Here is a 15,733-nt window from a genome sequence, read left to right as displayed (position 1 = left end):
TTTTTTTTGATTGAGTAGCGGATGTTTTACTGAGATAATTAAAAAAGGCTAATAGCTAACAGCTAATGGCCAACAGCTAAAAATGGAAAAACAGGTTTTTGATCACGGAATGAATACTACCCGGAGGCATTTTCTGTCCAAGCTGAGTCTTGGGCTGGGGAGTGCTGCATTGGGTTCGTTGCTGATCCCCGATATATTTAAAGGCAGCGGAGATAGCAGTATGGACGACATTGTCGCCGGGCTCCCGCATTTTGCCCCGAAAGCAAAACGCGTCATTTACCTTTTTCAAAATGGCGCCCCGTCGCAGCTCGACTTGTTTGACTACAAGCCAATGCTGAATAAAATGCATGGTGAAGATCTGCCGGAGTCGATACGCGGCGGTCAGCGTTTGACGGGTATGACGGCGAATCAGGCGAAATTTCCGCTCGCGGGGTCGGTTTTTAACTTTAAACAACACGGGAAATCCGGGGCGTGGATGAGTGAACTGCTACCACATATGGCCAGCATTTCAGATGATCTCTGCATTATAAGATCGCTTAATACGGAGGCGATTAATCACGATCCTGCATTGACGTTCTTCCAAACAGGAGCGCAGGTGGGTAATCGTCCGAGTATGGGCTCGTGGCTGAGTTACGGGTTGGGAAGCGAAAATCAGAATCTTCCCGGATTTTGTGTTTTGCTTTCGAGAGGAAAAGGAAATGGGCAGGGTGTTTATTCCAAATTGTGGACAAATGGGTTTCTCGATTCGGTGCATCAGGGAGTTCAGTTCAGCAGCGGTGAAAATCCGGTACTTTATCTGAACGACCCGGAAGGAATGGATCGGGCGCAGCGTCGTAAAATGCTGGACAAGCTTTCTGAGCTAAACCAAAATACCTACGCCGAATTTGGCGATCCCGAAATCACGGCCAAAGTGCAGCAATATGAAATGGCATTCCGGATGCAGACTGCCGTTCCGGAAATTACTGATATGAGCAAAGAACCGGAATCCATTGTGAAAATGTACGGGCCTGAATGTCTGGTTCCGGGGACTTATGCTGCTAACTGTTTATTAGCAAGAAAATTATCCGAACAAGGTGTACGGTTTATCCAGCTTTATCATCAGGGTTGGGATAGTCACGGTGGGTTACCAAATGAAATTAAAGGACAATGTCTGGATGTGGACCAATCGTCGGCGGCATTGATTACTGATTTGAAACAGAGAGGGTTACTGGATGAAACGCTGGTGATCTGGGGCGGGGAATTTGGCCGGACGAACTATTGCCAGGGTACATTAACCAAAGATAATTACGGCCGCGACCATCACCCACGCGCATTCACGGTCTGGATGGCGGGCGGCGGGATCAAGGCGGGCATTGTGTATGGCGAAACGGATGATTTTGGATACAACATTGTAAAAGATCCGGTACACGTTCATGATTTCCACGCGACTATTTTGAACCAGCTTGGACTTGACCATGAAAAACTGGTTTTCAAGCATCAGGGCCGGCGTTACCGTCTCACAGATGTTGCGGGTAAACTCGTGAAAGGGATTATTGCTTAATGGATTTACATTTAAAACCTTCGTCCCGTTCGTCGTTTGACTGGAAAAAACTGGTCTACAATCTGGCTTTTTTCCTGAATGGACTTCTCATCTTTTTATTGATTTTCGAAAGTCGGCTGACGGTTCCATACTGGATGCAGGCGATCGGCAGAATGCATCCGCTGGTGCTGCATTTCCCGTTGGTCGTGCTTTTGTTATATGCATTCTGGATCATCATTATAGAAAAACCAGAATCGGCGCGTTGGAATGCGGAACTGGCCGAAACGCTTTTGTTGATCGGGACATTTACAGCAGTGATCGCCGCATTTTCGGGCTTTATTCTGTCCAAAGAAGATGGGTATGAATCGGATACTTTGTTCTGGCACAAATGGTTAGGGGTTGCTATTTCCGTTGTCAGCATTGTTTGGTACAGCTTTGTAAAAAACCTCGATCCCTGGAAAATCCCGGCAAAGGCAATCGCCATATCATTTATCATACTGCTTTCAACCGGCGGACATTTGGGTGGTAATCTCACCCATGGAGAAGATTTTCTGGTCTCACCTCTGCAAACGGAACCTGCGGACGAAAATACGGTCGCTTTTGAAGATGCAGCGGTTTATGCCGATCTGGTGCAGCCTGTTTTGCAGCAAAAATGTTATGCATGTCACAATGCCGAAAAGTCAAAAGGCGATCTGCAGATGCAGACGAAGGAATTATTGGTGAAAGGAGGAAAAAGCGGGATGTTATGGGATACGACAAAAGCAGATCTCGGGCTGATGCTTTCCCGCGTTCATTTGCCGCTCGATGATAAAAAGCATATGCCGCCGCGTGGTAAGGTGCAATTGACGGATGAGGAAATTATATTACTGGCCGAATGGGTCAAATCAGGATCGGATTTTGAGCAGAAAGTAAATACGCTTTCGCCGGCTAGTCCCATTTACAGTTACGCACAAAACATGCTCGGCGGCAAGCGAAATGAGGAGATCTACGAGTTTACCGCCGCCGACCCGGAAAAGGTCAAAGAACTGAATACAACTTACCGGCTTATCAAACCGATTTCCGCAGAATCTCCGGCATTGTTTGCGAATTTTTATAATAAGGCCGCATTCAAAAGCAGCGATATCAGCGATTTGCTTCCATTAAAAGAACAACTCGTTTCAATGGACCTGAGTAAAATGCCGGTGAAAGATGAGGATCTGAAAACGATCGCTCAGTTTCCGGAACTAAGGAAATTACTGTTGAATTTCACGGATATTCAGGGGAATACATTAGGTGAATTGAAAAAGCTCACCAAACTTCATGAGCTTTCACTTAGTGGGACGGGCGTAAAACTGGCACAGGTAAAAGAACTGGACAAGATTCCATCATTAAAAAAGGTATATGTGTGGAGCACAGGCTTGTCTACCGAAGAATTGGCCGAATTACGTAAAGTGAAGAAAATCAGTTACGAAACAGGTTTCCGCAGCGATACAGTGATTTTGGCTTTAACACCGCCGCTGATTGAAAATGAGGAGCAGATCCTGAAAGGAAATACACCCATTACCATGAAGCACCAGATCCCGGGAACGACAATCCGTTATACCTTGGATGGAACGATGCCCGACAGCACCAGTTCCCCGGTTTATAACAAACCATTAACAATCACAAAAAACACAAAAATCACCGCAAAAGCCTTCAAAAATGGTTGGTATGGTAGCAAGCCTGTGGATAAGTTTTTCTTTAAGTCGGCTTTCCGTATTGATAGCGTCCATCTTCTGACCCAGCCTGATCCGAAGTATAAAGGAAAAGGGAATGTGACGTTGTCGGATGGTGTCAAAAGTGCGCGGGAACAGGGAAGTGGCAACTGGCTTGGCTATCGGGATAGCGATTTCCAGTCTTATTTTTTCTTTAATAAACCGGTAAATGCCAGCAGCATTACGGTGAGTATGTTACGAAATGTTGGCGGCTTTATTTTCCCGCCAACGCGCATTGAAGTTTGGGGTGGGGCTAATGAAAAATCGGTTAAGCTACTGAAAGTCATTACTCCGACCATGCCGGACAAAGAGACTAAGAACGTCGATGACCTGGTTTTTGAGGCCGATTTTCAAAAGCAGGATATCAGCTGTATTAAGATCATTGCGAAACCACTTGGCAAACTGCCGGCATGGCATCCGGGGAAAGGGGAAAAGGCGTGGGTTTTTGTTGATGAAGTGATTGTGAACTAGGAGTTGGCACGAACGTCCTCGTTCGTGCCGGATATTCGCAGGCCTCTGGCCGGTCTTTCGTGCGCCGATGACCGGCCGGAGGCCTACGAATACTAATCGCGAAGCTAAGCTTCCCGCCTACTGCGTTAACTACCCTTCGAAAGTTCAGCTGACCGTGTCTGTGCAGCAATTATGCCATCAATCAGCGTCTGATCCAGGTTCCCAGCATCAAATTGCTTCAATGCAGCCTCGGTAGTTCCGCCTTTTGAAGCTACGGCTTTGATCAGCTCGTCGAGCGATTTATCTGCGGTATTGATCAAATGATAAGAACCCAGCATGGTTTGTTTTACGAGCAATGCAGCGACGGATTCTTCAAAACCCATTTGTTTTCCGGCTTCGATCATCGCTTTTACAACGTAGAAAAAATAAGCAGGGCCGCTGCCGCTCAATGCGGTTACTGCATTCAATTGATCCTCATCTTCCAGAAAAACAGATCTTCCGGTCGCATTGATCAGGTTTTCAATTTTTCTCAACTGATTGATATCCACTGCCGGTGAAGCTGAGTAGGCAGTAATGCCCATTCCTAGCATGGCGGGCGTATTCGGCATCGCGCGGATCACCGCTTTATGGTCCAGCGCATTTTGAATAATCTGGATCGTAATCCCTGCCATGATGGACAGCACGACCTGATTTGGCTTAATCACCGCTTTCAATGCCTCGGAAACCGACGCGAAATCCTGCGGTTTTACAGAAAGTATAATGAGATCATAAGCACTGATCTGCGGTCCGACCACGCCGGTAATGACGCCTGGCTGGAACGCATTGAGACTATCCATGCGGTCGATGCTTTTTTCGACCATCAGGAAATCCTCTTTTTTCACCAGGTCAAATTTCAGGAAGGCGCGGGCAAAAGCCATTCCCATGTTGCCGCAGCCAATGATTGCAATTTTCATTTTGTAGAAGTAGGTAATGTCAGGAATGTGGCGAATTACGTAACTTTTAAAGAATAATCGGCGCGGGATTTCAGCTTACTGGTATTTCTTTTTGGAATGAAATGTAAAAGTGCCGCGTTAGCTTTACAGCAGATAAAACCACTCATGTTATATCGAATTGTCGAATAAATGGCAATCGTGAAATTATATTTTGTATAAATTATTTAATGCCAGGATATATTTTGAAAAATTAGTAATATCCGTTTTTTTAGGCTCACGTATTTTCCTGCATACCAAATTCTTCCAGATTATCGTAATACTCCTATTATGGCTATAAAAGTTGCTATTTCTCATAAAACCAAGTACAAATTTGACCGGAGTGTTTCACTGTCGCCGCACATTTTCCGGCTTCGTCCCGCACCCCATTCTCGGACGCCCATTGAAGGTTATTCATTAAAAATCACTCCTGAAAATCACTTCATCAACTGGCAGCAGGATCCTTTCGGGAATTATCAGGCCCGGGTTGTATTTCCGGAAAAGACTACTGAACTAAGCATAGACGTGGAAGTGATCGCTAAAATGCAGGTGATCAATCCATTTGATTTTTTCGTAGAGGATTACGCGGACATGTTTCCATTCAGCTACGAGCAGACTTTGAAGAAGGAACTGGGACCGTATCTCGAACCCAGGGAATTTGGGCCGAAACTGATGGATTTTGTGTCAAAAGTGAGTATTGACCGGAAAATTAAGACGGTCGATTTCCTGGTGCATCTCAACCAGGAACTTTACAAAGCCATTCATTATAACATCCGGATGGAAGCCGGCGTGCAAACCTGCGAGGATACACTCAACATTCAAAGTGGTTCCTGCCGCGACTCGGCTTGGCTGCTTGTGCAGGTTTTGAGGCATTTAGGTCTGGCCGCGAGGTTTGTTTCGGGTTATCTGGTGCAGCTTACTTCGGATGTCAAATCGCTGGACGGACCTTCGGGGCCTGAGGAAGATTTTACGGATTTGCATGCCTGGACGGAAGCGTATGTGCCGGGCGCCGGCTGGATCGGTCTGGATCCTACTTCCGGGCTTTTTGCGAGCGAGGGCCATATTCCACTGTGCGCCACCCCCGATTATGCGAGTGCCGCGCCGGTTTCGGGCGCGACCGATGTTGCGGAGGTTACGTTTGAGTTTGATAATAAGGTTTTCCGCATTCATGAAGACCCGCGGGTGACCAAGCCTTATACCGAAGAACAGTGGTCGGCAGTGATGCAGGTGGGTGATGACGTCGAGAAGGATTTGCAGGAAGGCGATGTCCGGCTTACCATGGGAGGCGAGCCGACTTTTATTTCCATCGATGATTTCGAATCGCCGGAATGGATCACCGCGGCCGACGGTCCGATGAAAAGACAGCTGGCTTACGATCTTGCATTGCGTCTGAAAAAGCGTTTTGCTCATGGCGGACTGCTGCATTTTGGTCAGGGTAAATGGTACCCGGGCGAGCCGTTTCCAAGGTGGCAATATGCATTGTACTGGAGAACCGATGGCGTGCCAATGTGGCACAACGATGACCTGGTTACCAAAGAAGGTCAGACGAAATATACATTCCGGGAGGCCGAGCAGTTTACGACCGAACTCAGCAAATACCTGGGAATTGATATAAATAACATTACCCCCGCCTATGAAGACCCGATTTTCTGGGCTCTGGAAGAAGGTAAAATTCCGGTGAATGTTGATCCTTTAAAAGTCAACCTCAAAGATTCGATCGAGAGACGGACGCTGGCAAAATTGCTGGAAAAGGGGCTTAACAATCCTGCCGGGTTTATTTTACCAATTAAATGGGATGAAAAAGGAAGTCACTGGGCGAGCAGCGCATGGCAGTTCCGGAGGAATAACTGCTTTCTGGTTGCGGGAAATTCAGCGATGGGTTACCGGCTTCCGCTAAAATCACTTCCGGAAGTTTCGAAAGAGAGACGCGAGCAACCCATTGAACGAAGTCCATTTGAAGATTTGCCTGCTTTGGCTGATTACAAGCCCATTGTTCAGGATCGATACGGTTCGGTTGCGCCGGCGTATAATCTGCCATTTAATCCGACAACGGAAGATGAGGATGTAAAGACGAAGAAAGAAGAAGATCAGCTTCTTTTTGATGTCCCGATTATCAAAACCGCGATTTGTGTTGAAGAACGGGAAGGCATTATTTACATATTCCTGCCACCGACAGATTATTTGGAACATTATCTCGACCTCATTGCTTCCATTGAGGCGACAGCCGATAAACTTAAAATGCCGGTCCGGATTGAGGGTTATCCCGCACCTTCCGATTATAGGTTACAAAAACTGATCGTTACGCCAGATCCGGGCGTGATCGAAGTGAATATTCATCCGGCTAAAAACTGGCGGGAGTTGGTCGACAACATCAGCGCACTTTACGAGGAAGCTTTCTTTTCGAGATTGGGAACTGATAAATTCATGGTCGATGGCCGCCATACCGGCACGGGAGGTGGAAACCACGTGACGATCGGAGGTGCCAAACCTGCAGATAGTCCGATTCTTCGCAGGCCCGATCTGCTCCGCAGCTTGCTAACCTACTGGCAGCATCATCCTGCATTGAGTTACCTGTTCGCCGGTCCGTTTATCGGGCCTACCAGTCAGGCGCCGCGGATTGATGAAGGTCGGGACGAGAGGCTTTACGAAGTTGAAATCGCATTTGAACAAATTCCCGAAGACGGAGAAGTCCCATTCTGGATGGTCGACCGGATTTTCAGGAATTTGCTGGTGGATATCACCGGAAATACGCACCGTTCGGAGTTTTGTATGGATAAGCTGTATTCCCCGGATTCTTCGACAGGAAGATTAGGCTTACTGGAATTCCGTGCATTTGATATGCCGCCGCACAAGCACATGAATCTGGTGCAAACTTTATTGATCCGTGCATTGATCGCGAAATTCTGGAAAGAACCTTACAAACATAAACTGATTCGCTGGGGTACCGAATTGCACGACCGTTTCCTGCTGCCGCATTTCGCATATCTGGATATGGTGGATGTGGTAAATGATCTGAAAGAATCGGGTTATAACTTTGATATCAGCTGGTTTGATCCATTCTTCGAATTCCGTTTTCCGCATTATGGTGGAATAAAAGTGGATAACATTCAACTGGACCTGCGACTGGGAATTGAACCGTGGCATGTACTGGGCGAAGAGTTATCCAACTCGGGTACCGCCCGTTTTGTGGATTCTTCGCTGGAAAGGTTACAGGTTAAGATCAGTGGTTTTGTAGAAGGAAGGCACATTCTGGTTTGTAATGGTTGCCGCGTTCCTTTGCGCAGTTCAGGGATTAAAGGCGAGTATGTATCAGGTATCCGGTATAAAGCCTGGAACCCGCCGTCGGCTTTGCACCCCACGATCGGGGCAGATGCACCGCTCGTTTTTGACATTGTCGATACCTGGAATAACCGTATCTTGGGCGGATGTACTTATTTCGTTTCGCACCCCGGCGGCCGTAGTTTTGACACCTATCCGGTTAACTCATTTGAAGCAGAATCGAGGAAGATCAGCTTGTTCCAGGGTTTTGGGCATACTCCTTCTTCGAGACAGGAAGTTCAGATCAAGGAAGATAATACGGGTACGGTTTCGCGGTTTGTTGCTGAGACAAAGAAGGAAATGAAAGCGGATACGCCCATTGAATTAATTAATCCGGAGTATCCGAATACTTTAGATTTACGTAAATACTGGAAATCAAAATAGATTTCAGTCCTAACCCTACTTTGAATGATGTTTACCGAGGTTTCCGTGGATCTTTTAGAATCGTATAAAAGCGGACTGAGTTCTTACGATGAGGTACTGAATGCAGACGGAACCGTAAAGGCGCATTGGAAAGCGCTTTTTGCAAGCCTGGAAAAGCTAGGTATTGAGGAACTCAAAAGCAGGAACCAGGAGATTGTCAGCAAGTTGCGGGAAAACGGGGTGACTTATAATGTATATGGCACACCCGACGGCATGAACCGGCCCTGGCAGCTTGATCCGATCCCTTTTTTGATTGAACAAAAAGAATGGAATACAATTGCAAGTGGTCTGCAGCAGCGCGCTGTCCTGCTCGACCTCATGCTGAAAGATCTGTATGGCCCCCGGAATCTGGTGAAAGATGGCATTATTCCTGCCGAGCTCGTCTTCGATAACAGCGGGTTTTTCAGGCCGTGTAATGATATAAAACTTCCCGGAAATAAACAGCTGACATTATTCGCGGCCGATATGGCGCGCGGCCCGGACGGGCAAATGTGGGTTGTCGATAATCGTACGCAAGCTCCGTCCGGCTCGGGTTACACGCTGGAAAACCGGGTGGTAATGAGTAAGTTACTGCCCGAACTCGCGGACGGAATGTATGTTAGCAAGCTGGCGCCTTATTTCAACAGTGTTCAGAACACGGTTTTAAAACTTTCGGATAAAAGCAAAGACGCTCCGAATATCGTTTATCTCACTCCCGGTCCAAGCAACGAAGCATATTTCGAGCATGCCTATCTGGCCTCGTTTCTAGGCTATACGCTTGCGCAGGGGGACGATCTGCTCGTGCGAAATGGGTGTGTCTGGCTCAAATCCATTGACGGTTTGCAAAAAGTAGATGTGATCATCCGCCGGATCGATGACGATTGGTGCGATCCGCTGGAATTGCGGGAAGATTCGAGACTAGGCGTGCCGGGTTTATTGCAGGCGATCCGAATGGGGAATGTGCAGGTGATGAATGCGCCGGGGTCGAGTGTATTGGAAAATCATGCTTTCCTGGCTTTTATGGAAAATATCAGTCAGTATTTTTTGCAGCAAAAGCTCATTATGCCGTCCGTGGCAACCTGGTGGTGCGGACATTCGAAAGAACTCAACTACGTTCTTGATCACATCGATGAGTTAATTATTAAAAAAGCGAACCGGAAATCCAAATTTCGCTCCATCTACGGCAGACTGCTCACACACATTGAAAAGGAGGATTTGAAACAAATGATCTCCAAAAAGCCGCATGAATTTATTGCTCAGCAAGAAGTCAGTTTGTCCACCACACCTTCTTTTGTTAATGGCGCAATTGAGCCGCGTTATGCAGTATTGCGCGCATTTATGGTCGCTGACGAGACGGGTTATCACGTCATGCAGGGTGGGCTTACCCGGAGTTCGGCAGTGAAAGACCGGTTCGTCGTCTCGAATCAACACGGAGGTTTATCGAAAGACACCTGGATCGTATCGGATAAAACGGAGGATATTCCGGAAAAAATCTCATTGCCTTCATTTGGCACAGTTAATAAGCACGTTTCGCTGCCCAGCAGGAGTGCGGAAAATTTGTTTTGGGTGGGAAGATATTGCGAACGTGCGATGGCGATCATCAAGTTTATGAACATTACCATCAATGTTCTGAACCTGGACCGGAATTTTGGCGGTTCTGCCAAACAGGAGCATATCAAAGTATTACTTCAATCGCTGACCCACGTGTCGGCTACTTACCCCGGATTTCTGGATGAGGAAGACCGGTTTTCAGATCCTTATACAGAAATTATCGACCTGATTTCGAACGGAACGCGGCCCGGCTCCATTTCGACCAATATCGGCGCGTTGCTGAATGCAGTGAGTGCGGTCAGGAATCAATGGGATTTGGAAATATGGCGGATTGTGGATTTGATCGATAATGGGTTTCATGAGATCCGGAATGCGTCGAGTATGAACAGTAACGACATTCAAAAAACGCTGGACGGACTTTTCAACAACATGTTTACGTTCCTGGGCGTAATCGCGGAAAGTATGCCGCGGGATAACAGTTATCTGTTACTTGAAACGGGAAAACTGATCGAGCGCATTCTTTCGAGGATCAGTGTGATACAGTCTAATTTTGGTGTAAAAAATGCGACTGCGGTCGAGAATGAACTGATCGAGGCGACATTGATCAATCACCATTCACTGGTACAGTACCGCCAGATCTATAAGTCGCATTTAAGTGTGGAGGCGATGCTGGATATGGTGCTTTTGGAAAAAACATTGCCTTACTCGCTGGTTTACATGCTCGATGAATTAAAGAAAAATCTCGGGAAATTACCTGCCACCACGCGTGGCGAGCGACTTAATGAAGCTGAAAAACTGGTGATGAAAGCGGTGACGCTGGTTAAGCTGGCCAATGTCTCCAATTTAAATAAATGCAATGCGGATTCTGAAAGAGAGGAGCTTTTTGATCTTTTATCAGAAGTGTCAAAACTGACCAGCGCCGTTTCGACCAATCTTACCAACATGTATTTCAGCCACACGCTGATGCAACACTCCCTTTTTGAACCTGTGGAATACGATACCGATGAGATATAGGCTTGTCCATAAGACGGAGTATAAATACGCGCAGGCGGTGAACAATTATCAGAGCCTGCTTTGTCTGGCGCCTCGAACGCTGCCTAACCAGATCTGCCAGGAATTTACAATAAACATTACGCCGGAACCATCGCAGATCGTAAAACGAACCGATTTTTACGGAAATACAACGCATTATTTTTCGCTTCATTCGCCACACAAAAACCTAACCGTTTTAACAACGGGCATTGTGGAGAGGTTTGCTGAAAATACCGGATCGTTATTTATGCCTTCTGAAATAACCTGTGAGGCGGCACGGCGCAGGCTTCTGACGGATCGCAATCTCAAAATCTCTTTACTGGAATACATGCTGCCAAGTCCGCAGGTGCGGTGGGATACGGAGATCACTGCTTTTGCCGAAGCCTGTTTTCAGGATCAGTTGCCGCTTTATGAATGCGTGAGGTTGCTTTGTACGAAGATTTACACGGAGTTCGATTTTGTGCCTGACTTTACGACCGTGAATACGCCGATAAAAGAAGTACTGGCGGCCAGAAAGGGTGTTTGTCAGGATTTTTCACATTTGGCGATCGCGTGTATCCGCAGTTTTGGATTTGCAGCCAGGTATGTGAGCGGTTACCTGGAAACTTTACCACCTCCTGGAAAATCCAAGTTGCAGGGTTCAGACGCCTCGCACGCCTGGATCTCGGTTTTCATCCCGGATTACGGGTGGTGTGATTTTGATCCTACAAATAACGTTGTACCCGGAGAAAGGCACATTGTAACTGCCTGGGGGCGAGATTATAGCGATGTGCCGCCATTGAAAGGCATCATATTCAGTTACGGAAAGCATACATTAAAGGTAGAAGTAGATGTAATCCCAATCTAATGCCTGATAACGGGAAGATTTGAACGGGTTTTTTAAGAGAATGGTTTTTTGAAAGAATTTGAGAATTGACCGTGTTTCTCTAATTTTACCTGACGTTTTTAAATTAGTATACATAACCTCTTTTAATGTAACCGCGCGGTTAACAGATTCAGCGTTTTGCGGTGGTTTCTTCTAAGATTTAAATATTATAAAATTACGAATGAAAGAATTAGCATTCAGAGATGCCATTCGCGACGCAATGTCGGAAGAGATGCGCCTTGACAAGAGTATTTTTTTGATGGGTGAAGAAGTTGCCGAATATAACGGTGCATACAAAGCCAGCCAGGGAATGCTGGACGAATTTGGTCCTGAACGTGTGATTGATACGCCCATTGCAGAACTTGGTTTTGCGGGGATTGCGGTGGGAGCTGCCGGAAACGGACTTCGCCCGATCGTTGAATTCATGACTTTCAACTTCTCTCTCGTTGCGATCGACCAGATCATCAACAGCGCTGCCAAAATTCTTTCGATGTCGGCGGGCCAGTACGGTTGTCCGATCGTTTTTCGCGGGCCAACGGGTAATGCAGGCCAGCTTGGTGCGCAACATTCTCAGAACTTTGAAAACTGGTATGCCAATACACCTGGTTTAAAAGTAGTTGTACCGGCCAATCCATACGATGCAAAAGGACTTTTGAAGTCTGCGATCCGTGACAATAACCCGGTTATTTTCATGGAATCGGAGGTGATGTATGGAGATAAAATGCTGGTTCCGGAAGAAGAATATCTCATTCCGCTCGGAAAAGCGGATGTGAAACGTCAGGGTAAGGATGTTACCATTGTTTCCTTTGGTAAAATGATCCCGCGCGTGGTTATGCCGGCCGTTCTGCAATTGGAAAAAGAAGGCATTGATGTAGAAGTTGTCGATTTGAGAACAGTTCGTCCGATCGACTATCCTGCTGTCATTGAATCGGTTAAGAAAACCAATCGTTGCGTAATCGTTGAAGAAGCGTGGCCGCTGGCGTCGATTTCGACGGAGGTGACTTATCACATTCAGCGTCATGCGTTCGATTATATGGATGCGCCGGTGATCCGGGTTACGAACCGCGATGTGCCGCTTCCTTATGCACCGACGCTGATCGAAGAAATCTTGCCAAACGTGAAACGCGTTGTGGAAGCTGTCAAATCTGTTCTTTACAAATAAGTGCGAAATACCTAAAAACAAAGCCATTTCCTAAATCGGGTAGTGGCTTTGTTACATTATACTCTCCGGGATCTGCGATAATTAGTTCTTTAAATAAAGTGTTTATTGACATTATATTATTCACAAATAGGCAGAATACTAGTACTTTTGTACTTTAAAACGCTCCTTGATAATAACAAAATTCAATCTAGATTATGCAGGAAGAACGCACAAGATACTCGGAGGAGGAATTGAGGGAATTTGAAGAGCTTATTCGTGGAAAGCTAGACGCAACAATGAGTGAGCTTAATTATATTAAAGGAGGACTCAGCAAGAAAAACGACAGTGGGACTGACATTACCGCTGGTTCCGCAAAGCTGGTTGAAGATGGTGCAGATGCAAGTGAGCGCGAGAATTTGAGCCAATTGGCGGCGCGTTTACAGAAGTACTCCATTCAGCTGGAAAATGCGCTGGTTCGCATTAAAAACGGAACTTACGGCATTTGCATTGATACTGGCAAACTGATCCCGAAAGAACGTCTTCGCATTGTACCACACACGCAGCAGACTATTGAGGCAAAGTTGAGAAGAGCTAGCTAAGAAATTTAGGTGAGAGAAAAGGCAGGCATTTTATTAATGTCTGCCTTTTGCTTTTATTCAGATTCGGTTCCCAAAACTTCCCGGAAAACATCCATCAAGCCTTCGGAAGGTTCCTGACCTTTGTTTTTGGATTTGAAATATTCCTGAAACAGCTTTTCCATACTGAGCGAAAGATCGATTTCGGCAGCATTTTCGGCATCCTGCTGTTTTTTAATTTGAGGGATGATTTGAATAATGCCCGGGTGCGCTTCCATCAACCGTTTTTTATCCGTTGCTTCGAGGTAATTGTCAGAGACAATCGTGAGCTCGATCAGGTCATCGGCGTGCTCGTGCAGCCAGGATATCGCTTCGTCGATGTTGTGAAAGCTTTTTCTTCTTAGTTTTTTGCCTTTCAAAAGTTCAATTGGACGATAGCTTTGCAGTTTTCCCGCCTCCGCCTCGATTAGCACAACGAATTTCGTCTGGTTTGCTTCTGAAAAACTATAAGCCAGCGGACTGCTGGAATAGACTGTCGGCGCAGGATTTTTATCAATAACCTGATACCGGTGTAAATGGCCCAGCGCAATGTAATGCACCTGTTTTGGGAAATTTTCGGTGTAAATGGCCTGAGCCCCGCCCACATGCAGGATCGGTCGTTCATCGTCCGGTTCCTCCGGCATCGGACCGCCTTTTTGCATGACATACAAATGGGTAGCCAGCATATTAAAACCCTTGTCGTCCAGGTACATGTCCGCGAGTTCCTGCCAGTGTGCCTGCAAATGCAAACGCAATGCTTCTTCCGAATCTTCCACGCCTAGAAACGTTTTCAGCCGTTGCTCATTTGCATAAGGTGTATGTAAGATCCGCAATGGAAAATCGCTTTTTGGAAGTTTGATTTCGATGAAACCTCTGGCCGTTGTTACAATCTCAACCTGGCCTTGCGTGCAGAAAGGTTTGACTTCGGTATTTGGAAAACCCACAAACAGAATCCCGCAAACTTTCGCTAATGCGTCGGGTACCTGAATGCGTTCGGGAGAATCGTGGTTTCCTGCAATGGCTATCACTGCCCGGGTCCCATTTGCCGAAAGTCGGTATAATGTGCTGTATAAAAGCTCGGTAGCTTCGGAGGATGGATTAAAATTATCGAACAGATCCCCCGCGATCACGACTGCATCCACTGCTTCGCGTTCGGCTATTTCACAAATCTCTTCCAATACTTCTCGCTGCTCATCGAGCCGGGAATGGAGATCGAGTTTTTTACCAATATGCCAATCGGCGGTATGGAGGATTTTCATTTTTGTGTGATTAATTTAGCGAAAATAACATTTTCAGCCCGGAAGTATTGAAATACCTGTCGTTAAGATCCGTCCTTTTTCTCTCAGCTCCATTTGCTTTTGTACTGTTTGCGCTCGCATTTACAGGTTGTGTGCAAGACGTGGAAAATCACGAAAAAAGCGGGATCGCCATTTCTTTTGATGATCATTTTATCGATGAATGGTATGCATTAAGGCCACTTTTTCAAAAATATCAGGCAAAAGTCACTTTTTTCATTACGTGTCCGGACAGCTTGTCGAAGGATGAAATTTCTAAATTAAAACAACTTGAAAAAGATGGCCATGAAATCGGTTTCCACAGTACGAACCATGGGAAATCGACGGAATTGATCGGAGCGTTCGGGCCGGCGAAATATGCGGAAATGGAATTGGAACCTGGAATGAAATATATGGCGGCGGCAGGTTTTAAACCTCGGTCGTATGCACATCCGGGCGGCAATCATAATGATCAGGTAGATTCGGTACTATTTGCAAATGGATTTAAAATGCTGCGGGATGTCGCTGTTTCGAGAAGGCAACTATTTGGTTACCAGATTTATGCATTAGCTCCGAGGCTAATGAACTGGATCTACTATTCTTTTGATGGAGAAAAAAATGTGGATGCTTTGCTGATCGATACGGATGCGGGGCTCTCTAATGCGGAAATGAATGAAGCCATCGGAAAAGCTAAAAATACGAATACTACACTCATGCTGTTTGGGCACGAACCATTGTATAAAGCTCCGGAAAACGGCGAATATGGATTTAGCGTGGCATTTCTTGAAAAGATACTTAAAGAAGCAAATCGCCAGAAGCTAAAATTCTACACGATGTCGGAGTTGGTTGAAACAAAATAGCTTATG

10 protein-coding genes are annotated in these 15,733 nt (G+C 46.2%); 8 read left to right on the top strand and 2 right to left on the bottom strand.

From position 1 onward, the window contains the following. The first annotated feature begins 82 nt into the window (after positions 1-82). Complete coding sequence (locus tag LZG72_RS06960) at positions 83-1,540, top strand: DUF1501 domain-containing protein (RefSeq protein ID WP_233869353.1); 1,458 nt, start codon at positions 83-85, stop codon at positions 1,538-1,540. Further along, the gene (locus LZG72_RS06955; RefSeq protein WP_233869350.1) at positions 1,540-3,723 is read left to right on the top strand and encodes a chitobiase/beta-hexosaminidase C-terminal domain-containing protein; all 2,184 of its coding nucleotides are present in this window, start codon (positions 1,540-1,542) and stop codon (positions 3,721-3,723) included. Before LZG72_RS06960 ends, LZG72_RS06955 begins: the two co-directional genes overlap by 1 nt. A gap of 125 nt (positions 3,724-3,848) precedes the next feature. On the opposite strand, the gene proC is transcribed toward LZG72_RS06955, so the two are convergent. Continuing rightward, complete coding sequence (gene proC, locus LZG72_RS06950; RefSeq protein ID WP_233869347.1) at positions 3,849-4,655, bottom strand: pyrroline-5-carboxylate reductase; 807 nt, start codon at positions 4,653-4,655, stop codon at positions 3,849-3,851. 306 nt (positions 4,656-4,961) lie between these two features. Here proC and LZG72_RS06945 point away from each other — a divergent pair, with 306 nt between their 5' ends. From LZG72_RS06945 to LZG72_RS06925, 5 genes are all read left to right on the top strand, one after another. Then, on the top strand, positions 4,962-8,372 hold the full coding sequence (locus LZG72_RS06945) for a DUF2126 domain-containing protein (protein ID WP_233869344.1): 3,411 nt from the start codon (positions 4,962-4,964) through the stop codon (positions 8,370-8,372). Between the two features lie 24 nt (positions 8,373-8,396). After that, positions 8,397-10,955, top strand: a complete 2,559-nt coding sequence (locus LZG72_RS06940; protein ID WP_233869341.1) for a circularly permuted type 2 ATP-grasp protein — start codon at positions 8,397-8,399, stop codon at positions 10,953-10,955. Continuing rightward, complete coding sequence (locus tag LZG72_RS06935; protein WP_233869338.1) at positions 10,945-11,820, top strand: transglutaminase family protein; 876 nt, start codon at positions 10,945-10,947, stop codon at positions 11,818-11,820. The genes LZG72_RS06940 and LZG72_RS06935 overlap by 11 nt, the downstream gene beginning before the upstream one ends. A 199-nt stretch (positions 11,821-12,019) precedes the next feature. Further along, complete coding sequence (locus tag LZG72_RS06930) at positions 12,020-13,000, top strand: pyruvate dehydrogenase complex E1 component subunit beta (protein WP_233869335.1); 981 nt, start codon at positions 12,020-12,022, stop codon at positions 12,998-13,000. 191 nt (positions 13,001-13,191) lie between these two features. Continuing rightward, positions 13,192-13,578 (top strand): TraR/DksA C4-type zinc finger protein, encoded by a 387-nt coding sequence (locus LZG72_RS06925; RefSeq protein ID WP_138368170.1) that lies wholly within the window; start codon positions 13,192-13,194, stop codon positions 13,576-13,578. Positions 13,579-13,631: 53 nt separating this feature from the next. Here LZG72_RS06925 and LZG72_RS06920 read toward each other — a convergent pair whose 3' ends face one another. Continuing rightward, positions 13,632-14,852: an exonuclease subunit SbcD gene (locus LZG72_RS06920; protein WP_233869332.1), complete on the bottom strand. Its 1,221-nt coding sequence runs from the start codon at positions 14,850-14,852 to the stop codon at positions 13,632-13,634. A gap of 47 nt (positions 14,853-14,899) precedes the next feature. On the opposite strand from LZG72_RS06920, the gene LZG72_RS06915 reads away from it, so the two are divergent. After that, positions 14,900-15,727: a polysaccharide deacetylase family protein gene (locus LZG72_RS06915; protein ID WP_233869329.1), complete on the top strand. Its 828-nt coding sequence runs from the start codon at positions 14,900-14,902 to the stop codon at positions 15,725-15,727. The last annotated feature ends 6 nt before the right edge of the window (positions 15,728-15,733 follow it).

Origin of the sequence: Dyadobacter sp. CY323, assembly GCF_021390245.1 — a bacterium.
Classification (GTDB): domain Bacteria; phylum Bacteroidota; class Bacteroidia; order Cytophagales; family Spirosomataceae; genus Dyadobacter.
The sequence above is the reverse complement of the archived record's forward strand: the minus strand, read 5'-3'. Positions and strand labels throughout refer to the sequence as shown.

Coding starts and splice junctions, on each gene's coding strand:
- LZG72_RS06940 (WP_233869341.1), top strand. CDS start 8,397: ATGATGTTTACCGAGGTTTCCGTGGATCTTTTAGAATCGTATAAAAGC.
- LZG72_RS06945 (WP_233869344.1), top strand. CDS start 4,962: ATGGCTATAAAAGTTGCTATTTCTCATAAAACCAAGTACAAATTTGAC.
- proC (WP_233869347.1), bottom strand. CDS start 4,655: ATGAAAATTGCAATCATTGGCTGCGGCAACATGGGAATGGCTTTTGCC.
- LZG72_RS06920 (WP_233869332.1), bottom strand. CDS start 14,852: ATGAAAATCCTCCATACCGCCGATTGGCATATTGGTAAAAAACTCGAT.
- LZG72_RS06960 (WP_233869353.1), top strand. CDS start 83: ATGGAAAAACAGGTTTTTGATCACGGAATGAATACTACCCGGAGGCAT.
- LZG72_RS06930 (WP_233869335.1), top strand. CDS start 12,020: ATGAAAGAATTAGCATTCAGAGATGCCATTCGCGACGCAATGTCGGAA.
- LZG72_RS06955 (WP_233869350.1), top strand. CDS start 1,540: ATGGATTTACATTTAAAACCTTCGTCCCGTTCGTCGTTTGACTGGAAA.
- LZG72_RS06935 (WP_233869338.1), top strand. CDS start 10,945: ATGAGATATAGGCTTGTCCATAAGACGGAGTATAAATACGCGCAGGCG.